Origin of the sequence: Alteromonas profundi (assembly GCF_010500865.1) — a bacterium.
In the GTDB taxonomy this organism is placed as follows: Bacteria; Pseudomonadota; Gammaproteobacteria; order Enterobacterales; family Alteromonadaceae; genus Alteromonas; species Alteromonas profundi.
Genome location: NZ_JAAAWN010000021.1, coordinates 1 through 20,682, shown reverse-complemented (window position 1 = coordinate 20,682; position 20,682 = coordinate 1). Strand labels below are relative to the sequence as shown.

General features: G+C 44.4%; 18 protein-coding genes. 8 read left to right on the top strand and 10 right to left on the bottom strand.

Annotation, left to right across the window (positions count from 1 at the left end):
* Positions 1-29: 29 nt before the first annotated feature.
* Complete coding sequence (dld, locus tag GTH32_RS14270; RefSeq protein ID WP_163087007.1) at positions 30-1,733, bottom strand: D-lactate dehydrogenase; 1,704 nt, start codon at positions 1,731-1,733, stop codon at positions 30-32.
* Between the two features lie 265 nt (positions 1,734-1,998).
* Between dld and GTH32_RS14265 the strand changes: the two genes are divergently transcribed.
* Positions 1,999-3,417 carry an MBL fold metallo-hydrolase RNA specificity domain-containing protein gene (locus tag GTH32_RS14265; protein ID WP_163087005.1) on the top strand — a complete coding sequence of 473 codons (1,419 nt, stop codon included), beginning with the start codon at positions 1,999-2,001 and terminating at the stop codon, positions 3,415-3,417.
* Between the two features lie 75 nt (positions 3,418-3,492).
* Here GTH32_RS14265 and GTH32_RS14260 read toward each other — a convergent pair whose 3' ends face one another.
* Positions 3,493-4,536 carry a YeiH family protein gene (locus tag GTH32_RS14260; RefSeq protein WP_163087003.1) on the bottom strand — a complete coding sequence of 348 codons (1,044 nt, stop codon included), beginning with the start codon at positions 4,534-4,536 and terminating at the stop codon, positions 3,493-3,495.
* A gap of 101 nt (positions 4,537-4,637) precedes the next feature.
* Here GTH32_RS14260 and GTH32_RS14255 point away from each other — a divergent pair, with 101 nt between their 5' ends.
* The 3 genes from GTH32_RS14255 to GTH32_RS14245 all read left to right on the top strand — a co-directional run bounded on the left by GTH32_RS14255 (position 4,638) and on the right by GTH32_RS14245 (position 9,288).
* Entirely contained in the window at positions 4,638-5,519 is an 882-nt protein-coding gene (locus GTH32_RS14255) for a LysR family transcriptional regulator (protein ID WP_163087001.1), read from the top strand.
* Positions 5,520-5,792: 273 nt separating this feature from the next.
* On the top strand, positions 5,793-7,940 hold the full coding sequence (locus GTH32_RS14250; protein WP_163086999.1) for a methyl-accepting chemotaxis protein: 2,148 nt from the start codon (positions 5,793-5,795) through the stop codon (positions 7,938-7,940).
* Positions 7,941-8,082: 142 nt separating this feature from the next.
* Complete coding sequence (locus tag GTH32_RS14245) at positions 8,083-9,288, top strand: M24 family metallopeptidase (protein ID WP_163086997.1); 1,206 nt, start codon at positions 8,083-8,085, stop codon at positions 9,286-9,288.
* Positions 9,289-9,391: 103 nt separating this feature from the next.
* On the opposite strand, the gene GTH32_RS14240 is transcribed toward GTH32_RS14245, so the two are convergent.
* Together GTH32_RS14240 and GTH32_RS14235 are read right to left on the bottom strand one after the other, a co-directional pair.
* Complete coding sequence (locus GTH32_RS14240) at positions 9,392-11,110, bottom strand: protein adenylyltransferase SelO (RefSeq protein ID WP_163086995.1); 1,719 nt, start codon at positions 11,108-11,110, stop codon at positions 9,392-9,394.
* A 109-nt stretch (positions 11,111-11,219) separates the two neighbouring features.
* Positions 11,220-11,777 (bottom strand): YceB family lipoprotein, encoded by a 558-nt coding sequence (locus GTH32_RS14235; RefSeq protein WP_163086993.1) that lies wholly within the window; start codon positions 11,775-11,777, stop codon positions 11,220-11,222.
* 378 nt (positions 11,778-12,155) lie between these two features.
* On the opposite strand from GTH32_RS14235, the gene GTH32_RS14230 reads away from it, so the two are divergent.
* Together GTH32_RS14230 and GTH32_RS14225 are read left to right on the top strand one after the other, a co-directional pair.
* A complete protein-coding gene (locus tag GTH32_RS14230) occupies positions 12,156-14,006 on the top strand; it encodes a TonB-dependent receptor plug domain-containing protein (protein ID WP_163086991.1) in 1,851 nt (616 codons plus the stop codon).
* 90 nt (positions 14,007-14,096) lie between these two features.
* On the top strand, positions 14,097-14,573 hold the full coding sequence (locus GTH32_RS14225; RefSeq protein WP_343033439.1) for a DUF6314 family protein: 477 nt from the start codon (positions 14,097-14,099) through the stop codon (positions 14,571-14,573).
* A gap of 1 nt (position 14,574) precedes the next feature.
* On the opposite strand, the gene GTH32_RS14220 is transcribed toward GTH32_RS14225, so the two are convergent.
* Both GTH32_RS14220 and GTH32_RS14215 read right to left on the bottom strand, forming a co-directional pair.
* Positions 14,575-15,432, bottom strand: coding sequence for an EamA family transporter (locus GTH32_RS14220; RefSeq protein WP_163086989.1), 858 nt, complete (start codon positions 15,430-15,432; stop codon positions 14,575-14,577).
* Positions 15,433-15,706: 274 nt separating this feature from the next.
* Positions 15,707-15,934, bottom strand: coding sequence for a hypothetical protein (locus GTH32_RS14215; protein WP_246223269.1), 228 nt, complete (start codon positions 15,932-15,934; stop codon positions 15,707-15,709).
* Positions 15,935-16,153: 219 nt separating this feature from the next.
* Here GTH32_RS14215 and GTH32_RS14210 point away from each other — a divergent pair, with 219 nt between their 5' ends.
* Both GTH32_RS14210 and GTH32_RS14205 read left to right on the top strand, forming a co-directional pair.
* A complete protein-coding gene (locus GTH32_RS14210; RefSeq protein ID WP_163086987.1) occupies positions 16,154-17,179 on the top strand; it encodes a serine hydrolase domain-containing protein in 1,026 nt (341 codons plus the stop codon).
* A gap of 160 nt (positions 17,180-17,339) precedes the next feature.
* Positions 17,340-18,209 (top strand): glucosamine kinase nucleotide-binding domain-containing protein, encoded by an 870-nt coding sequence (locus GTH32_RS14205; protein WP_163086985.1) that lies wholly within the window; start codon positions 17,340-17,342, stop codon positions 18,207-18,209.
* 76 nt (positions 18,210-18,285) lie between these two features.
* Here the strand turns inward: GTH32_RS14205 and GTH32_RS14200 are convergent, their stop codons facing one another.
* The 4 genes from GTH32_RS14200 to GTH32_RS14185 all read right to left on the bottom strand — a co-directional run bounded on the left by GTH32_RS14200 (position 18,286) and on the right by GTH32_RS14185 (position 20,438).
* Entirely contained in the window at positions 18,286-18,822 is a 537-nt protein-coding gene (locus GTH32_RS14200) for a GNAT family N-acetyltransferase (RefSeq protein WP_163086983.1), read from the bottom strand.
* 84 nt (positions 18,823-18,906) lie between these two features.
* Positions 18,907-19,455, bottom strand: coding sequence for a phage tail protein (locus GTH32_RS14195; protein ID WP_163086980.1), 549 nt, complete (start codon positions 19,453-19,455; stop codon positions 18,907-18,909).
* 118 nt (positions 19,456-19,573) lie between these two features.
* Positions 19,574-19,978: a hypothetical protein gene (locus GTH32_RS14190; protein ID WP_163086978.1), complete on the bottom strand. Its 405-nt coding sequence runs from the start codon at positions 19,976-19,978 to the stop codon at positions 19,574-19,576.
* A 22-nt stretch (positions 19,979-20,000) separates the two neighbouring features.
* Positions 20,001-20,438, bottom strand: coding sequence for a PEP-CTERM sorting domain-containing protein (locus GTH32_RS14185; protein WP_163086976.1), 438 nt, complete (start codon positions 20,436-20,438; stop codon positions 20,001-20,003).
* Positions 20,439-20,682 lie beyond the last annotated feature (244 nt).

Genomic DNA, 20,682 nt, shown 5'->3' with positions numbered 1-20,682 from the left:
GCATAGCGCCGTTATTCATTTATCCAAAGCTATACGCAGCACGAGCAGTTTCGTTTGGTCTTATCCGTTTTTCCAATGCCAGGGTTAAAGGTGTTGGTAGGGTCTAACGATTGATAGAACTTCCTTAGTCCTTCTTGGGCTTCGTATAGATGTCCTACGTTATGCTCAGCGGGGTATTTTGCCCCCCGTGTATCAAGAAGTTCCAGCATCTGCTGTTTTACCACTTTGGCATTGACCCCTTTTTTTAATACATAATCTTGATGAAAAACATGACAGAAAAAGTGACCGTAATAGAGCTTTTTCTCAATTTTATCGGCTATATGGGCGGGGAGCTCTTCTTCCCACTGACATTCATTTCTACGAAGCGCGATATCAAGCGCCAGTATTTCACCCACCCTTTTTTCATGCAGTAGTTGGTAACGTATAGCACTACCTGCTGCGGCAAAGCGATGTAAAAAGGCAGCATTGGTTTCTTCATCGTTACATTCAAAATAGGCGCCGGAATTAGGGTTATGTGAAAAAAAATCGGCTAGATAACGCCTAGCCTCTTCTATTCCTTCATCGCTCATTTTTAATATAAGGTGGTGCTCATATTGATTGCGGTATTCAGTCATTCTAGAGGGCAGGTGAGAGGGAAATAGTTTCGCTACGGCCTGCATAATTCGATCGGTGAGATAGTGAGGAGCAAATCGTCGTTTATTCAGTACGGCGTCAATTCTTCCCTTAGCGGCAAACATTTTAGGTAGCTTGTCCGTACCTAAGTGCTTAACGGCGAGAAAGGTGTCTTTGCCATAATCACGGGCGATATCAAAAACTTCGTGGTGAAGGTATTCTCCAACCTCAGGTATGTTGCTAAATTCACCCAATATATGACGTCGAATTTGAGTTAAGGTATGCGGTTTGTTAGTGCCAATGTAGAATGTTTGCTCTTTTTTTGCCTCCGGGTATGTGTCCAGGCGCACCGCAAATACGGCTATCTTCCCTGCACAGCCGCTCGCTTCGTATAAACGCTTTGTGTCAGCGTTAAATCGACTAGGCGTATCCGCATCTACGTCTCGCAGTATAGCTTGATAATCTGTAGCGCTGGCTTTTCCTTTTGTCGCAAGGAGGGAGCAGTCAAAACGCTTATTTTCAAGGTTGTCGAGAATTTCCTCAGGGGTACTGCCAAGCTCTATTTCAAGGTGATTAACCAAATGCAACTGGCCGTTTCTATCTACCTGAGCAAATAAAGAAAGTTCCGTATACGCAGGCCCTCGCTTTACTAATGCACCACCGGAATTATTGGCAACCCCGCCTACAATTGACGCGCCCAAACAGGAAGAGCCAATAACAGAGTGGGGGGCACGATTAATTGGGGCGAGCGCTTTTTCAAGCTGAAACAAGGTTGCGCCAGGAAAACTGACGACTTGCTCTCCCTCACCCAGCAATATAAGTTTGTTCATAGCCAAGGTGTTTATAACTACCACTTCACGGTCGTAATCATCACCAGAAGGTGTAGACCCCTCGGTTAGGCCGGTCTTTGCTGCCTGCATCACAATAATACAATTATTTGCTACGCAGGTTTGTAGCACACGCCAAAAATCGATAAGTGTTTGCGGAAATACAACCGCCAGCGCAGCCCCTTTTCCTGAACGCCAGCCTGACCGATAATGTTCGGTTTTTTTATCACCAGTGACTACATGACGGGGTGAAAGTACGTCGGTCAATTGACGAACGATAAGGTGTTGAGACATATTTTTCCTCCTAGGCACCGTATTTTAACCGAAATTACCGAGAATAAACGAAAATTGCACTGTAGCACGCAAGCGTAGCGAAAGCTTCGGCAGAGAATGCCTGATAACGGCATGTTCACGTTAGGATAAGTGAATAGACGTGATATGGGAGGGGGAAGCGTTATTGCGCACCTCTTGCTACTTATCGCTGCAATAAATTTGAATAGTCTCCTTACTGGTCTAATCTTTAGTCAGAACAATCGCGTGTAAGAACACGGAGAGCTTGATGGCAACGCTTACCTTTTATGGCGCCGTAGAGGGCGTAACAGGATCGATGTATTTGCTTCAAGCAGCTGGTAGCAAGGTATTGCTCGATTGTGGTTTATTCCAAGGGCGTCGTGAAGAAGAAGCCGCCAATCTTCGACCGTTTCCTTTTGCGGTAGCAGAAATAGACGCTGTAGTGCTTTCTCATGCACATCTTGATCACTCAGGGCGTCTGCCGTTGCTGGTTGCACAAGGTTATAATGGCCCTATTTATATGACCAACCCTACCTGTGATTTGATAGCGGTGTTACTGAAAGATGCCGCTTCACTACAATTACGCGACGCTGAGTGGGAAAATAAACGTCGACGCCGTGCAGGCAAAGACGAGGTTAGCCCCCTTTATAGCGTAGAGGATGTGGAAGCGACCCTAGCCTATTGCAAAGGAAAGGTTTACTACCAGCGCTATACACTCGTGGATGGCATTGATATTTGCTTTCAAGACGCGGGACATATTTTAGGTTCAGCGATTGTGGAAGTTTTTGTAACCGAAAACCACCAGCAGAAAAAACTAGTATTTTCCGGTGATTTAGGTAATTCTCAGGCCGCCTTACTACGCGACCCTAGTGTGGTTGAAAGCGCCGACGTGTTGCTATTGGAATCTACATACGGCGACCGCGACCATCGCTCAATGTTAGCGACATTAGAAGAATTTGAGCAGGTGATTGAGGATGCATCGCAAAACGGCGGTAATATTTTAATTCCCTCATTCGCGGTGGGAAGAACTCAGGAAATTATCTTTCGTCTCGGTGAGTTATACCAGCAAGGGAAACTCAAGCAGCAAGTTATCTATCTCGACAGCCCAATGGCGATAGCAGTAACGGAAATTTATCATCGCTATCAGCATGTGTATAACGACGAAGATATGAAAGCGATAGAAAGTCACCGTGCAAATCATGGGATAAAGAGCAAAAGCTTGCATACGTTCTTACCTACACTGCGCTATAGCACCACCACAGAAGAATCAATGGCACTAAACCGTATTGTAAGCGGAGCCATTTTTATTGCCGGTAGCGGCATGTGTAACGGGGGACGTATTCGCCACCACTTAAAGCACAATTTATGGCGCAACCAGTCTCATGTTATTTTTATTGGTTTTCAAGCGCTCGGTACGCCGGGAAGAGCCTTAGTAGATGGTGCTAAAACCTTTAAAATTGCTGGTGAGAAAATTGCCGTTAAAGCGCACATTCATACCTTGGGTGGCTTTTCTGCGCATGCCAGTCAAGCTCAATTGCTAGACTGGTTATCTCACTTTAAAGAAAGCCGTCCCCAGCTATTTTTAGTTCATGGTGAAGCCGGGGCAAAGCTTGCGCTTAAACAGGCTGTTGATGCCCACCAGTGGAACGCTGTTATCCCTACGTTAGGGGAAACAATAACCTGGTAAACGTTGTCGATTCCAGTCTCCTTTTATGTGGAACTAGCAAAGATAACGCCGTTCAGTTAACCCTCAACGTAAGGTTTAGCCCAAGAGCCAACAATTCAATATACCTCCACCTACAACCAGCAATAAAAATAAAACAAAACCTAATAACATGGGTTTGTACCCGGCTTGGGTTACCACAGACACATGGGTTTTTAGGCCAAGAGCCACCATGGCCATAGTTAGCAACATAGTATCAAGTGACATCAGCACAGTGATCAAAGCGGCCGGAATACTTGCCATTGAGTTTACCCCTATAACAATAAGGAAACATAACGCAAACCAGGGCATATGGCGGAGTGAAAATCGGGGAGTACTTTGATTGTCTTGCTTTTTTTTGAGGGTGCTCTGGCACAGGGCAAGTATGAGTAGAAAAGGGGCCAGTAGTATTACCCTTAGCATTTTTTCAAGTACGGCACTTTGCGCACTTTCAGGCCCAATCGCCGTACCGACTGCTACAACTTGCGCAACCTCGTGAATCGTCGACCCGGTGTATACACCGAAATCGGCAGCGCTAATATTTAAATAAGGCCAAATAGCCGGGTATAAAAACATGCTAATAGTACCGAAGATCACTACGGTTGCCACAGCAATCACTACGCTTTCGCTTTTCGCTTTAACCACAGGCGCAGTAGCTAAAATAGCAGCGGCACCGCAAATGGCTGAGCCAGCGCCAATAAGCAAGCTTGTGGTGTAGTCTAATTTCAATATGTAGCGCCCTACAAATAGCGAAAGCATCAACACGCTGATAATCACCAGAATGTCGATGGCCAGCCCTCGCCATCCCAATGTTAGAACCTCTGCATACGTGAAATGTAAGCCAAATAAGATAACCCCAAGTTTGAGTAATGTAGACTTTGCTATATTTACGCCTTTGTCTATAACAGGCTCGAACTTTCGACCTATACTATTGACTGTACCTATACCCAGTAAAATTCCTATAGTCAGAGGGCTAACACCTAAATCACTTAAAAGCGCAGTGTGTGCAAGCCCTATCGCGATAAGTGCCAATAATAGCGCGAGAAAAAGGCCAGGTATTTTTGAGTTGTGTGTGCGTTTATCTACCTCTTCGCGTTGTTCCATCAATGTTGCCTTTGTCAATTTGGTTGTATTGGAAAACTACGGTTTATTGATGTATAACTCAAATTGTCTTTTTTCATGTTTGCATTACTTTTTGGAATGCAATGAATTTACATAGCCTCCGCGTATTCTATTACGTGGCTACACAGCGCAGTTTTTCGTTAGCGGCCCACTCGTTATTTATTACCCAACCGGCCGTTTCTAAGACAATCCGTGAATTAGAAAATCACGTGGGTCTTGCGCTGCTAGAAAGAGCGTCTAAAGGAAAAGTCATCCGGCTCACTGACGCAGGCGAAATGCTATATGCCCATGCAAAAGAAGTATTTGCTATTGAAAAGGCAGCTGAAGAAGCGCTGAAAGCACATGCGGGCCTAACCCAGGGAAAACTCACTATAGGCGCCAGTAGCACTATTGCTAATTACTGGCTGTCGTCGCTAATGGCTACATTCCATCAACGTCACGCCCATGTTTCTCTTGAACTCATTGTTGGAAATTCAGCAGATATCGAAGAGGCACTTATTCACTGCAACGTAGATATTGGCTTTATCGAAGGAAAATGCACTAGCCCAGATATTAATGCGAAGCATTGGATTGATGAACCTTTAGTATTGGTGCGCGCTAACGCACCTGCATCTAGTGATGTAACGCGCCAGGGCTTAGAAGATGCAATGTGGCTGGTACGTGAACAAGGCTCTGGCACCCGCAGTGTTGTGGATGATTACTGGAAAGAGCACAATTTTAATGTAAAAAATCTTCTCGTAATGGGGTCAAATGAAGCTATTGCCAACGGGGTGGCGAGCGGTTTAGGGGTTGCACTTGTGCCAGAAGTTGTGGCCGCAAACTTGATTAAAATTGGGCGTGTTGAAGCGCTCAGCGCTAGGCAGCAATGGCAGCCTAAAAATAGGCCCTTGTACAGTTTAACCTACAAAGGTAGGCCTTTGTCGCCTTCTGCCACAGCCTTTCTTTCGCTTCTTGATAGCAAATAACTCCTTTAAATTTATTGTCCGTAGCCGGTGCTTAGACACGGTAATGGAGCTAGTAAATACAACGTATGTGAAGTTTTATTTGCCTCGTCTGTATATGCACTAGTTTTGTGCAATTGCCTCTGAAAAGCTTGAATAGCCTGCTTAGCGTATTTGTTTTGAATTAAAAAAGCCTGTACACACAATCGCCTAGCCTCTTTACATTCAGTGGCGCAAATTTTGCCTTTATATCCTTATTGTCGTGTATTTGGTGGGTAGTTTTAGAGGTGGCCGGGAATGACGTATTTAAAAAGTAGTAGCATGAATTTGAGCAGGCAAGAGAAAACATGGCTTACCTGGTTCACCAGTACAGGCAAAATAGCTATGTATAAGTCATGTTTTCTTAACCGTCATAAGTACAGTGCGGTGGAGCATACTTTTGAAGGTATTGCGGCGACGCGGGTTAAAATTCTTAACCAATGGGTAGCGCACCAGTGGGATCAAATGGAGTACATTGCCCATCATATAAATGAGGAGCACGGAGAGGTGGATGTACGATGGCTCAATGAGCGTTTAATTGCAGCGCCAGACTTTTCCGAGTTATTTGTGATTGATGTTAAAGGGGAGGTTACTGCATCCACCTATTACCATCACGTTGGCGCCGGAGACTTACCCCCTGCAGCATGGAAAAAAGGAACGCAAGAGCCTTTTTTACATGGCCCCTATATAGATAAATTAACCTTGGATATTGGCCCCTCAACCTCGAAATTTCATGACGAAGTTACCTTAATGTTTTACCAACCCATTGTATATCAGGGTAAAGCCATTGGTGCGGTCTGTGGCCGTGTACCTAACGATGTTTTAGGCGATCTTATTCAGCGTGAAGCAGGGCATATTTATCCTGAGTCAGGTGATAACTATATTTTTATGGTCGACTCTCATTTTGACCCCAGTATCAAACCCGGTACCGCATTGTCCCGTTCCCGTTTTGAAGATAATACCTTTTCTCATGGTGAAAATTTAAAAAGCGGCGTGACCACCAATTGGGGAACAGTAAGCGTTGATCGTCATACCGAATTTGAAATACGTTTTACGGATCCTGCCACGAATCAATTGCATCCAGGCGTGCGAGAAACCATTAATAAAGGGGAAAACCTTTTTATTACTTATCCAGGTTATTCTGACTATCGCCACATCCCGGTTATTGGTAAAGGTGTCACTTTTCAACTTAAAGGCTCGCCGGATAGATGGGGAATGATGTGCGAAGGCGATCTTGAAGAAGTTTATCGTCGTCGTTCTATTAACCTTAGTTTGATGAAAGGGTTTGGTTTAACTGCCGCTGTAATTTTGGGGGTTAATAGTTCTTTGCACTATGCTACCGATTTTGCCCAATCTACTATTGACGGCATATCATTGGCGCTATTGTTGGCAACAACCTTGGCTTTTCCCCGGCTAAGTACCAATCGATTGGCCTCGCGGTTAGATGAAATGACAGAGGTTATTCGTACCATCGCAGAAGGCGAAGGGAATTTACGCCAACGAATTTCAACCGATAGGCTAGTGGCTGATGAAACTGGCGATATGGCACGATGGATAAACAGCTTTATCGATAGCCTCGATGGCATTGTTGGTCAGGTTATTACCTCAAGTGACAATGTAAAACATACTAATGAAGCCATGTTACATACCAACCGAGAAGCTTGTCAGGTGTCCACGGAAGTGAGCGATGCTATTGAGGATATACTTAACCTATTGAAGGAGCAGATAACGGAAATAGGGCAGGCTTCCAGTACGGCAGAGGCATTGAAAGAGGCAATGGATACGGTTGTTAGCGAAGCGCGACAACAATATGAATCGGTGCGCACAGGCACCGAAGATATACGCAATATTGTAGAAACCTCCGCCACTAAAGTGCATTCGTTACACAGCAGAACTGTAGAGGTAGGGAAAATTATTGGTGTTATTAGTGAAATTACTAATCAAACTAACCTACTTGCACTAAACGCCGCTATTGAGGCTGCGCGAGCCGGAGAGCACGGCCGCGGGTTTTCGGTGGTAGCGGAAGAAGTGCGAGGGTTAGCGCAGCGAACCGCAACTTCAGCTAACGAAATACAACAAATGATAGAAGGCATTCAGCAAGAAACGCGAAGTGCTGTTTCATTTATGGAATCGGGGGTGCAAGACGTTGATCGCAGCCTTAAGAAGACTGAACAGTCCTCGGCGGAAAATGCCAATTTACATAGTTTAGTGGAACACATGTTCCTTGCCATTAAGCAACTTAATGAAAACAGTAAACGGCATGAGGAAGCAGCACAGCGAGTAGGTGTCTCGGCTCAGCAAATGAATGGCTCTATTAGCACCTTGCAAGAACGTTCTAGCTCGGTAAAAAACACCGCGCACAAACTCAATCAATTAGTCAGTGTGTTCCAAGTTAGCGTGCATTGATATCCATGGTCTCTTAGCCGCATTTTTGTTCTAAGAGGCTTTATCGTCGCGTCTTAAGCTGTTTTCGCTTATCTCGACATTTAATCTGTATGTTGTAGAGTGTGCCCCGTCTATCTAATACAAGTATAAATGGCAGGGATATATGAGCACGGACATCGGCGGAAAAACAAAACAACAAGCACTTGATAGCCTGTCAGACATGACTAACGATCTGAGGCCTATTGGAAAAAGTGAATACCTTGCACGTATTAAAAAAGCGCAGCAGTACATGCAACAAAATAATATCGGCGCATTGTATTTGAACGCTGGAACCAATTTAGCGTATTTTACCGGCATGCAGTGGTATGCCAGCGAACGATTAGTAGGGGCTATATTACCAGCCAAGGGGGGCGTAGTTTATCTTGCGCCTACCTTTGAAATTGCGTCGCTAGAAGAACGTAAGGTAATTTCAGGGGAGATAAAAGGGTGGCAGGAACACGAGAGCCCTTATTCTTTGTTCGCACAAGTATTGAACACTGTTAACGCCGCCGGTGGTGAGAAAATTGCGGTTGATGAATCTACCCAGTTCTTTGTTGTTGATGGGTTCAATAAAGCCCTACCAGACGCTGGGCGTATCATAAATGGTGCTGAGGTAACGGCGCACTGTAGAATGCACAAGTCAAAGAATGAAATTGCGCTTATCCAGCGGGCGATGGATATGACATTAACGGTGCATAAAGCCGCAGCGAGTATTCTTTATGAAGGGATAACCACCACTGAGGTGGAAGCTTTCATCAACCAAGCGCATAAAAAAGTAGGTGCTAGCGGAAATTACTTTTGCATTGTTTTGTTTGGCAAAGCCACGTCTTATCCGCACGGGGTAAAAGACCCACAAGTACTTAAACACAATGATCTCGTGTTAATAGATACCGGGTGTAAAGTGCATGGTTATCTTTCTGATATTACTCGTACCTACTGCTTCGGTACACCCACAGAAAAACAAAAAGCGATATGGGAGAGTGAAAAACGGGCACAATATGCTGCGTTTCAGTCTGCTCAGGTAGGTGCCTCATGCGGGGACGTGGACAAAGCTGCTCGCGAAAGCTTAGAGGCTGATGGGCTAGGCCCAGACTATACTCTACCTGGGTTACCTCATCGCACAGGGCACGGCATTGGTATGGATATACATGAATGGCCTTATTTAGTTAAAAATAACCCGCAACTTTTAGCCTCTGATATGTGTTTTAGTAATGAGCCTATGATTGTTGTACCTAACGAATTTGGTATTCGCCTGGAAGATCACTTTTATATGACTAATGACGGGCCGGTATGGTTTACCGAACCTAGTGCATCTATTGATGCTTTGTAAGCTTGCGCATGAGACAGGCGTGGGCAAAAGCGCAAGCTGTGAGTAGTTAGCGGGTAAGCCTTCAGCGAACGAGCCAGCGCTATGAACATTCACCGCTGGCTTTTTAGGATGAGCAACTGTAATGAGAAATACCACCTGCGCAGAAGTATTCCTTCGGGCGCGGTTGGCAATATTTTCTTTCTGTATCCTCACTTTGTTCATCATAAGGTTTAGTCAGTACAGATTGCAGCTCATGTATAAGTGAGAATTCACCTTGTTGTGCTTGCCGGTAGGCCGGTACTATATGCCACTCCCTCCATGTGAACTTAGGGTTTACACGCTTCATCTTGCTTTTAACTTCTTCAACGTTTCCACTTTCTTCTAGCAGTGATGTCCACCGCGAAAACCACGTATTCCACCTTTCAATTTGAGAACGATTAGGTGGGTTATAAAAGCATTTATCTACACCAGAAATATCAGTGGGTAGGTCACAGAGTTTTCGGAAGAAGAGAGAGTAATCTACGCGGGTTTGTACCATCAACTGCAATAGCTGCATGAGTAAATCATGATCGTAGTGCGACAGTCCTAATTTCGCCTTCCACATACTCGCCATTTCTTGCTCCATAACAACGACAAAGTCGTTACACACAGCATCTAGCTGCGACAGTACTTCAGGCGCGTTGGTTAGAAGGGGCTGAAGCGAACGACAAAACATCTCAAAATTCTTTTGCGCGGCGGCGGGTTGATTTAAAAAGGAGAAATGCCGGCCTCCACCGGTCCACGGCTGAAATGCTGGATCGAATAACTCACAAAATCCAAAAGGCCCGTAATCTAAGGTAAAGCCCCCGCAAGCACAGTTATCACTATTAAAATTGCCCTGACAATATCCTACCCGTATCCAATTCGCTACCAATGAGGTCAATCGGCCGCGAAACGCAATAGCTAATGCGAGTAACTGTTTTTCAAAAGGTTGTGTTTTATCTATCTGGTCTTCATATTCTCGCTTGATAAGGTGAGCGACCAAAGCTTCTAGTTCGCGCAATGCGTTAGGGTGTTCATTACATCTAGCCCGTCTGGCAAACAATTCCAATTGCCCAACGCGAATAAACGAAGGCGCTACCCGCGTAGAAATTGCGACTAAATTAGGCACCATAACATCAGGATCCTGTGAGCATGAGCCCTCGCGATACCAAGGACGATCTACAGTTTGGGAGGAGGAGGTAAACAAGCTCAGTGAACGAGATGTTGGAACGCCTAACGCATGCATGTGTTCTTGAACTAAAAACTCCCGCACACTAGAGCGTAAAACAGCTCGGCCATCAGCGCCGCGACAGTATGGAGTGCGCCCAGCGCCTTTTAGCTGCATCTCCCAGTGTTTGCCGTTTAAATTTGCTTCAAGCACCGAGATAGCACGGCCATCACCATAGCCGTTACCTGTTTGAAATGGGCATTGCTGGGTATACTCTGTGCCATAGATAGACAGCGCATAACCCGTGGCCCACCCATAGTTAAGCATAGGTGAAGGAAGGTTTGTTGTGTCTCCAGAGAAAAGTCTCATAAACGCTGGCGTGTGCGCTAAGGCATCGTCGAATCCAATCTCATTAAAAAAGGTATTACTGTGTGCTATATACACAGGGTTCTCTATGGGAGTAGGTTTCACAGGTACATAGTGACCTGAAAACACCTGCCTTGGATTGTGATCATCGCCGCTTGCCGTGGCGTTTGGGTCTGCTGATAAGGTATTTATAAATGAATAATCGACACATTCTGCGAGGTCGTTTAAGGTTTTTACTTCTCGCCCAGTGTCTTGGTTATTGTCGAGGTTTGACGTGTTATTAGCCATAGAAAGACCTGTGCTGAGTTAGCGATGAAAAAAGGCAGATTTAGGAGGTACTTAACCTGCCATTGATATAGCGAGACGCTATAAAGGTTGCGAAAAATGCATAGTGTGGTTAGCGTTTTGGGCGTAACGCTAACTGCCCTTTTTCCACGGTTAATTCAATAGGGATCGTGGAAAGTAGGTTAACGGTTTTATTTGTGGTGTCTAGCCGATATACCGGGTTTGACGCTAAGTAGCCATTGAGTAATTGCATAACTTCGCCGCTTAAGGGCGCTAAATTACCCTTGTATCCACCGGCATCAATAGTGCTGTCAAGTAATGCCAATGAGCGAACGAAAATCGCTTTCTCTTCACTGTCGTAATAAGGCGTACCTTCTAACGATAAACGTACCTTGGCCGGGTAGCTAAACCCAAATGCCTTAATACTTGCCGTGGCATCGGTGCTTAATCGCACCACGTCTTTGCCGTCGGGGCCTATACTTACGCCTATATCATCAACTTCTAAGAATAGAGGAATGCCCGCAATAGACGCCTTTTCTTGCAGGTTACTGAGTTGATTGTCGAGTACGCGTTCAATCTCACTGTTAGATACCGTATAAACGGAAAGTTGTGACAAGGTAGCGCACCCACTCAAGAGGACAATAGCGGCAAGCGTGGTTAGACATTTCATAATATGGACTCTTTTTATGTCGTTCTATAGTGACTAGTAAGCCGCACCTCAATAATTAGATCTATTTGAGACAATAATTGTGGGTGCTTGTTAAAAGAGGGAGTCACCGTTTCGGGGAAATTCCCATGCCTTTAAAAAAACGGGCAAGTTACAGTATAAGGCATTTTGTTAGCGAACCCATCATCAAGCCCAGGTAAGGTGAAACCTCGCCAGTGTATTCACTTGATGCGCAATCATATACAATCCCTGCCGCAATTCACTGTGCACAGGTTTACTTCACTCTTATCGCTCGGCTCTGTGATCGAAAGTTGAGGTTAAGATAGCGCAAACAATATAAATAGAATAACACCGCTTGATAATCGTCATAAAGGATAAAAAATGGTTCGCACTGTATTCACCCTGGTGGTTTCTTCATTCCTTGTTTTTTCAGGGGGGGCTTATAGTGAGGGAGCGGACGAAAAAGATATGGAAAAAATCACCATTGAAAGTCGCGCAACCGCAAACGATAAGCCGGTAGGTACCTTTAATTCGCCGATATCCAACCTTGAATACGATCCCCGGGTCGATTTGCAATCAAGAAACATGGCAGAAGCGCAAGGTGATGTAACCATTCGTGGGGGCATATTCGAAAATACCGGTTTTAGAGTGGGAAGTGCTACGTTATATGATCCACAAACGGGGCATTACTTCGCTGAAATACCGATTTCCCCCGATATGCTAACCGCGCCCGCCATATTAACGGGGGTAGACAATGCACTTTATGGGATGAATAGCTTAGTAGGTAGCATTTCCTACCAATGGCGACCTATTCAAACCGGGGGGAATGTGACATTGGGTATCGGCAATAACCATTTCAATATGCAGCGCATTCATGCCGGGGTTAAATGGCCTAATGTGCATACTTCGCCTCTAAGCCTTGGTGTAGAAGGGGAGTATTCTTCTTCGCGAAGCGATGGCACGATAGATAACGGCGATCACGATTTTGAGCGTGTATCAGCTAGAGTGCAAGTTACCAGTGATGTCTCGCAAACTGACTTATTCTTCGGCTATCAAGAGAAATTTTTTGGCTGGCCGAATATGTATACTCCGTTCAATGTAAATGAAACCGAAGCTTTAGACGCCCGCCTAGTTATGCTCAATCACCAGCAAAACTATGCTGAAAATAGCACTGTAGAATTCTCCGCTTACTATAGAAAGCATAGCGATCACTATGTATATTCAAGAGAAAACCCCGAAGCGTTTCAGGCTTTTCATGAAACTGAAGTGTCCTCGTTGGCGGTTTCGGGGCAGCACAGCTTACCTTCGCGTATGGCGATAAATTATTCCGCTCAATTGATGAGCGACACCATTGAATCAACCACGTTGGAAAATAGTTTTACCTCAAGAGACTACTATAAAATTAGTGTGGTACCTGAATATATAGCGGAATTAGGTGAACGGGAGCAACTGCGTTTTCGTTTAGGCGGAGCCTTTGATGATACCAATAGAGACGACTCACAGTTTTCAATTATTAGTGACGTTCAATGGACCAAACACAGCGCTGACAATTCCACCCGCATACTTACCGCTTCTTATGCTAAAGCTACTCAGGTAGCAGGCTATACCGCTATCGGGGGGAGCACCAGCAGCGGCCTTTTTCGAAGCAATAATGCATTACTTCGTGAAACCAGCAACAACCTAGAAGTAGGGGTATCGTTAGATAAAGCGACTTGGCGTCTAGACTCCGCAGTGTTTTACCGGTGGGACAACGAGTTAACAGATTGGACTTATAGCTTAGATTCAACATCGGCGCGCAGTGCCAATCCCGTGGATATTGAAACGCTGGGGGTGGAGTTAATTGCCATCAAACGACTAGAGAATGCAGATTTAATTGCCAGCTATGCTTACCTAGATAAAGATGAAGAATTTAACGAGCCGAGTATAGATGCTAGTTTTTACGCGTTAAATTACCCGCCTCATCGTATTACCCTTGGTGCGGTATGGTTTATCATCGACGAATTAGCGCTTAAAGTTGATAATGAATGGCGTAAACAAGAAGATAACCTGCTAAGAAACGGCGACGACAACGCCTTTTTCACCCATTTGAATGTTACTTATACGTCGCCCGACGTCGAAGGCCTAAGTATCGTGTTTGCTGTCGATAATTTGTGGGACGAATCTTTTGAAGAAATTCCGGGAACGCCGGGGCGCGGAGAACAAATATCGCTAAGCGCTAACTACGCCTGGTAATTAACGATTGTAAGCTGCTGGTTTATTTAACCTTACAGCCTAGCGGTAAATGTATCTACAAGATAGGTGAAAAATAACGACGTGAATAGCGTGGCAAACACAGCAACTACCGGGAGTACGGAAGCACCCTCTCCGGGTAGCCTGCCAACACTTTTGAGTGATTTTGAGGGAAGGTGGGAACTCTCTAGAACCATATTGCAAAGCAATGGCGATACTTTTTCATTTAAAGGTGAAGCTAAGTTTGTACGTCATAATATGGCAATGTTATACCAGGAAGATGGATATGTGACCGCGCCGAACGGTCATGTAATGCCTGCTCAACGTCAGTATATTTGGCAACAAAGTAGCCCCAGTAAGTTTGATATGCTGTTTGATGATGGCCGTTATTTTCACAGCTTTAGCGCTGATGAACCCTGTGCTAAACATGTGTGCGGTGACGATCTTTATAGGGTTAACTACCACTTTTCTAAATGGCCTGCATGGTCCTCAAAATGGCAAGTAAAAGGCCCACGAAAAGACTACGAAATGCTTAGCTATTATACCCGTATAGGCAACCGTGATAGCTAGGTTAATCGTTCTTTTTTGAATATTTTTGTGAAAGCCAAAGAGCAAAAGCAATGATAATTCCGCCGATACAAAGTCGGCTGTAGTCGGTATCTTTTTGCCAAAGAATAAGGTTTACCACAAGTCCGGCAGGAATAAGTACATTGTTCATAATCGCCAAAGTGCCAGCCGTTACTTTAAGCGCACCTAAGTTCCAGAAATAGTAACCAAGCCCGGATGCCACCACGCCAAGCCACAACAGAACGCCCCACTCATTATGCGCATCGGGAAGTTGATGAGGGTTACCAAAAATAAAAAATGCCGGTAAAGCTACCGCAAGGGCACCAAGGTAAAACCAAGCGAATACATGATGGTTTGACACCGCAGGTGGAAACCCGAATGCTAGCTTTCTATAGCCTACCTGGCCTAGCGCAAAACAAATATTGGCACCTTGAACGATGAAAAAACCTGTCCAATAGGATTCGCTTACGCCCTGAAAGCGAATGACAGCCGCCCCCGCAGTAGCGATAAGTGCACAAAGAAGATAAAAGGGAGTAAAGCGCTTAAATAAAGCGTCGTTAAGCATGGCTACATAAAGAGGAGTAAAAATAGTAAAAAGGAGCACTTCTGGAACCGACAAATATAAAAAGGAGTGGTAAAAGAAGATGTACATCATTCCCAGCTGAATTGCCCCTAACGCTCCTAACGCTAGCTTTTGTCTTGCCGAAAGTAAGGAGACTTTAAGAAACGGCAAGAATATCAATGAGGCTAAGGTAACGCGGGTTAATACAGCGAAATAGCTATCTACCTCACCGGCTAAATACTCGCCAATTAATGAAAAAGAAAAGGCCCATAATACTGTTACGGCAACTAAATAAACCACGCGTCACTCTACTTAAATTTTAATGCTGCAGTAAAGTATTGCATTGAACCGGTTTTATCAACCAAGCAACCCTTTTTTCGCTTTCAAGGCGAAAAGGTGAATGACGGTTTACTGGCACATCAATCGTTTGCACGGGTTATGACTGGCTTTTGTCCTCACTCATACTAAACGTACATTCATTAAGACCATACTTTTAGCCCCTAGGTGTTTACTTGATTAAACGTAGGCTGGCGAGGAACATTAGATACTCAAAACAAACCCATACCCGCGGCTGTTAATGTACGCTTGCTATAGGGGCCGGACTCAAAGAAGATGAATTACTCTTTTCTTCTTTTAAGTCGCCAGCTTCTTCTACTAGCGCTGTCATGGCATCGATGATATCAAGAAATTTTGACAGTTGTTCTGGAGTAAGACCATTCGATAAGGTTTCTATTTTATTGATAAGTTGATTAGTCGGTAAGCGCATAGCGTCAAATTCTCGTTGTTTAATAGTAATATGCATGTCAATTCTTAAGCTTTCATAAGGCTTTAAACAAGTTTCTTGCCAAGTTAGCAAGGTGTTCAAAAATACTTTGAAACAAAAGGGGGAGTAAAAAGTGCACAACGCTATTTCTTTTTGCTTACATATTTAAGTAAGCTACTACTCATATTGGCCATGCGACTTATCACTTGCCTTAATTGCAAATAACTCCCTTTAGCCCTTTGTAAAATGGTGGCGTAAATGACAATAAGTAAAACCAACGTACTTCGGCTATTGGCTGTGGTCGTTACGTTTACCAGTATTTATCTGTTTGCCCCATGGCAATATGGGTTGTACTACCTAAGACCATTGCCAAACACAGTGCAGCAAGAGTTGGATGAATTTATTCAACAAGGTGTAGATGGGGTAATTATTTATGTTGATAAAAAAGGGGCAGAGCCTAGGTACTACGTTAGCGGGGTAGATAATCGTGTCACCCAAGCGCCTGTTCGTCATGACGCCTTATTTAAAATTGCCAGTATTGCAAAACTTTATGACGCTGCCGCAATAACTAAGCTTATCGGTGAGGGCAGGCTATCATTAGAGAGTAAATTATCAGACCTTCTGCCCTTTACCGAAAAGCGTATAGAAAATGCGCAAGATATTACGGTTCGAATGTTAGTACAGCATCGAAGTGGCATCCCCAATTTTACCGATCATGCGCTTTTTCACTGGGGCGAATTAGATATAGATATTATGGATTTGGTGCTGGATCAGCGCGCAGATTTTGCGCCAGACAGCGATTATGCGTACTCCAATAGTAATTATGTGTTACTGCAAAAAATAATCGCAGCTATAACCGGGGCGCCTCATGGGCAATATATTCAACAAACGTTGCTTACGCCACTAGGCCTAACCCAGACATTCTTTTCTGTGAACCAGGTTGAGAAAGAGGCACTTATGAGCGGGTATCATCTTGGCTACGAACAAGATGTACGCCATTTAGATCAAGGGTATGTATCCACTGCTAAAGAGGTGGCTATTTTTCTTAGAGCGTTGAACGAAGGCACCTTTTTTACCGAATATGAGCAACAGGTTTATCGAACTTTATACAAATATAATCACTCGGGGTGGGTGTTAGGTTATCAAAGTATTGCGAAGTATCACGAAGAAGATGCCACTGTGGTTATTCAATTTGTCAGTACCACAGGAAATGACTTAGTTATTTTAACTGACATTCTTTACCACCGTATCGTTGAAATACTCGCTTTAAATAACGGCAGCTAGAAGCATTTGAATGAGGGGCTCATACGTTATGAACAGTAATACCTCTATTATGAGAGTGTTTAGATAAGCAGGGTACGATGAGTAAAAAAAGTGCGGGAATTAACACTGTGATGCGCTAATATATGAGGTTAATAGGCTGATTAAGAAGCAAAAAATCGACATGACTAAAGAAGCATATATTATTGGCGTGGATGGAGGCGGTACCCGTTGCCGGGCACAGTTAGAAGATATGCACGGCAATATTCTTGGGCAAGCTGAATCGGGCTCAGCTAATATTATGACGAACGCTGAGCAAGCTTTACGATCGATTATTAGTGCTAGTGAAGAAGCCGTGTATCGCGCGGGGCGTCCAATAAGTCTCGATCAGGTGTATTTAGGAGCGGGCTTAGCCGGTGCTAACATTCCAAGTGCAGTAAAACAGTTTCATTCCTTACCTAATCCTTTTAAAGCGGTTCATGTTATGAGCGACCTACATAGTGCGTGCTTAGGGGCTCATAATGGCAGCCCTGGCGCACTTGTCATTTGCGGTACTGGTTCCGCAGGTACTGCATACCAAAATGGTGAATTTTTCGACAGGGGAGGATATGGCATTGCTGTAGGGGATAATGCCAGTGGTGCATGGCTAGGCTTAGAGGCAATTAAATATACGTTGTTGGCCTTTGATGGCGTAAAGGAAAAGAGTGTATTATTTTTCTCAGTGTGTGCTCATTTTAACCTAAAAACAGCAGCCGAACTTACCGCACAAGTTAAGGGTTTTAAAGGGGGGGATTATGGCGTTTTAGCGCCGGTGGTCGTAGACGCCTTTGATAAAGACTGTTCTATAGCAACGGCATTAATTACAAAAGGTGCCAGCTATTTATCCACGATTGCGGCTAGCTTATCAGATAATTATCGTTTACCACTGAGCCTGGTCGGGGGGCTAAACGGTATTTATAGCCCGCTACTAACTGAGCAAGTTCAGTCGTTGTTAGTTGCTCCCAAATCATCACCACAAACAGGCGTTATTGAATATATGAAACGAAAACTGTAGAGTGTTTATTGCCCGCTAATCAGCCTCCCGTTCTTCCAAACCGAGTATTTCCATAGCGTCATCAAATATTCTTTACTTATTGAGAGCCAGGTGCTGCCACCTTCATCAGGATGTCAGTTTGTGTGCGAGCGACTTCAATAAAGTGAAGTTTTTCATAGAGTGTAATAGCTGAATTTTCAACACCTACGGTTAATATGCAAGGAAGGTTATTTTTGTGACTTTGCTGGATAACCTGCGTTAAAACCTGCGAGGCGATGCCCTGGCCCCTAAATTCTTGCCTAACATATAAGTCTATTATGCGAGTTTCACTCTCTGCGTAATTCACCACAACATAGCCTACAGGTGTGTTGTTAATCGTGCATTCACTTACCGAAGAGCCATTGTCTACGCGCTTAACCGTTAGATTTTCGGGTAAATAAATAACACTCCAGAGCGCGTTTGGCCATTGGAAGTGATAGCTTTGGTGTCGGGCGTTAAATTGAATGTCGGCTTTTGGGTGGAGCTGAGTGTCAGAAATAAACGCAAAACGCTCACGCAATAAATGAAAAAATAACGAGCGAAATATCTTAGAGGCGGCAGGTTTACTCACTAACGTAGGTTCAACTAGGGCCATATAATTGCCATTTTTTATAATACTATCGAACACCCAATAGACAACTGAGTAACGCAAAAAACACGTTACCCAGCGATCAATAAGCTAGTTGCGGGAAGGAAATATCCCCTGTGTTGCTATGCAATAATTAACGACAAGATATGGCTGCATATTGCTTATTGAAAGACCGCTTCCGGTTGGGGCGCAGGTGGCTTCAACAGCGCTAGCATTCATATCACTGGTTGGCGTGCTAGTGCTATACGTGGCTGACGCGGCGCCTAAATCGTCGGCCCACACGTTATTTATTGCATCGTTTGAGTTTCCTGCACCGCCGACACATTTAGCAACTGCTGTAACCTCATGGGTGTGTGCGGGTAAATTAGCTTCATCCAGTGTGATCGTTTCAATGCCACTTTTTTCTCCCAAACGGCGGTCGCTTAGCCCCGGACCATTGCCATAGTGCATAGCTGCGCGTCCACGTAAGTCAGGCAATGCAAACGTCGTTCGCCCATCACCGCCATACATGATTCCCAGTAATGAAAAAAGGGCAGTATTTGAGGCGATAGCTAAAAGCTGGCCATTACATGACGCCCAGCCCCTGGGCGTGAAATTAAAACCAAATGCGCGAATTTCACCTAAAAATGGTTCAGACATAGTAACTCCTTAATAGTTTTGCCTCAGTGGTGCAAATCCCTACAACGGCACTGGGAAACTAGGGCAACTATCTGTTAGTCGTCGGTATTGACGAATGTTAAATGGTTTATCGTTCTTCTTAGCTCAACAAACTAAACGACGCTGTGTATTTATTAGAGGTTAACTGACTTTTATCTAACCGAAGATAACTTGACTCAAATGATGACAAGTGGGTTAACGTATATAGGCTATCGGGAAGTCCTGAACGACCAGAAAAAACTAAAGTAAACTGTTCTAGTTTGTTCTCATCAGGGCCATCAATTATGCTTTCTAGTTTCAAAAATCCGCTACCCTTTTCACTTCGAGCGTAAAAGTTCTGCTTCAGGCGAGCGGCATACTTCGCTTTATAAGAACCCTTTCCTTCAAGGTGCAAATCGTTAAAATCAATTGCGTTACCAATAGATGATGCCAGCGCGTGCGGCATGGCTGATAGCGAGACAATGGCCGAGCTGCCCGCTAGCATAAAGTGTCTTCTGTTAAACATAGGAAGGTATCCTTCTGTGACGTTATTTGCCTAACTGGGTTTTTCTAAGTATGCCCAATAGTGCGATGGTAAAGAGGGCAAACATACCTGGCTCTGGCACAGAAGTACTTGGGCCTGAACCTCCCGCATCCTGCGTCGTAATTTCAAGGGTTGAGAAAAGAAGGTGAAAACCGTTGTTTAGTGTGGATGAAACGCCCCCTAATAAAAGGTTTGTTTGCAAACCACTGCCTCCAACATCAAGTGAAGCGCCGATTGAACCGGTTTGTAACGCCGCGAAGAATGAAGAGTCTAAATTGATAGTAAACGCGTTGTAAACGTTGTCACCACTGGCCTTACTTTCAAATAGGCCATCGAGTAATGAAGTTAAGTTTTCACCATTAACCGCAAAGGCGTCTAATTGGCTACCTGGCGATGCAGTATCAATATCAAACACGCCAAACGTTAATGTTGCGCTTATCACGGATTCTGTAAAAGCTGTATAATTGAAAATCCAACTTAGCGCTTCTGGGTTCTCAAAGAGTTCATTACCATACCCTTTATCGAAAGGAGCAAGCTGCCCCGTTTGTACGTCTTGTATTGAATCGCCCCGAGTTCATCGGAGACCAGTTTGTTTAAGTCAGGCCACTTTACCTGACTCGTTTAAATTATCATAGTAGTCTGTTTCATATTGAGCTGGTGAAATATACCCAATTGAAGATAATAAG

What these genes read in the sequence shown, in the direction of transcription:
- dld (WP_163087007.1), bottom strand. Translation starts at nt 1,733, where the DNA reads ATGTCTCAACACCTTATCGTTCGTCAATTGACCGACGTACTTTCACCC.
- GTH32_RS14265 (WP_163087005.1), top strand. Translation starts at nt 1,999, where the DNA reads ATGGCAACGCTTACCTTTTATGGCGCCGTAGAGGGCGTAACAGGATCG.
- GTH32_RS14260 (WP_163087003.1), bottom strand. Translation starts at nt 4,536, where the DNA reads ATGGAACAACGCGAAGAGGTAGATAAACGCACACACAACTCAAAAATA.
- GTH32_RS14255 (WP_163087001.1), top strand. Translation starts at nt 4,638, where the DNA reads ATGAATTTACATAGCCTCCGCGTATTCTATTACGTGGCTACACAGCGC.
- GTH32_RS14250 (WP_163086999.1), top strand. Translation starts at nt 5,793, where the DNA reads ATGACGTATTTAAAAAGTAGTAGCATGAATTTGAGCAGGCAAGAGAAA.
- GTH32_RS14245 (WP_163086997.1), top strand. Translation starts at nt 8,083, where the DNA reads ATGAGCACGGACATCGGCGGAAAAACAAAACAACAAGCACTTGATAGC.
- GTH32_RS14240 (WP_163086995.1), bottom strand. Translation starts at nt 11,110, where the DNA reads ATGGCTAATAACACGTCAAACCTCGACAATAACCAAGACACTGGGCGA.
- GTH32_RS14235 (WP_163086993.1), bottom strand. Translation starts at nt 11,777, where the DNA reads ATGAAATGTCTAACCACGCTTGCCGCTATTGTCCTCTTGAGTGGGTGC.
- GTH32_RS14230 (WP_163086991.1), top strand. Translation starts at nt 12,156, where the DNA reads ATGGTTCGCACTGTATTCACCCTGGTGGTTTCTTCATTCCTTGTTTTT.
- GTH32_RS14215 (WP_246223269.1), bottom strand. Translation starts at nt 15,934, where the DNA reads ATGCATATTACTATTAAACAACGAGAATTTGACGCTATGCGCTTACCG.
- GTH32_RS14210 (WP_163086987.1), top strand. Translation starts at nt 16,154, where the DNA reads ATGACAATAAGTAAAACCAACGTACTTCGGCTATTGGCTGTGGTCGTT.
- GTH32_RS14205 (WP_163086985.1), top strand. Translation starts at nt 17,340, where the DNA reads ATGACTAAAGAAGCATATATTATTGGCGTGGATGGAGGCGGTACCCGT.
- GTH32_RS14200 (WP_163086983.1), bottom strand. Translation starts at nt 18,822, where the DNA reads ATGGCCCTAGTTGAACCTACGTTAGTGAGTAAACCTGCCGCCTCTAAG.
- GTH32_RS14195 (WP_163086980.1), bottom strand. Translation starts at nt 19,455, where the DNA reads ATGTCTGAACCATTTTTAGGTGAAATTCGCGCATTTGGTTTTAATTTC.
- GTH32_RS14190 (WP_163086978.1), bottom strand. Translation starts at nt 19,978, where the DNA reads ATGTTTAACAGAAGACACTTTATGCTAGCGGGCAGCTCGGCCATTGTC.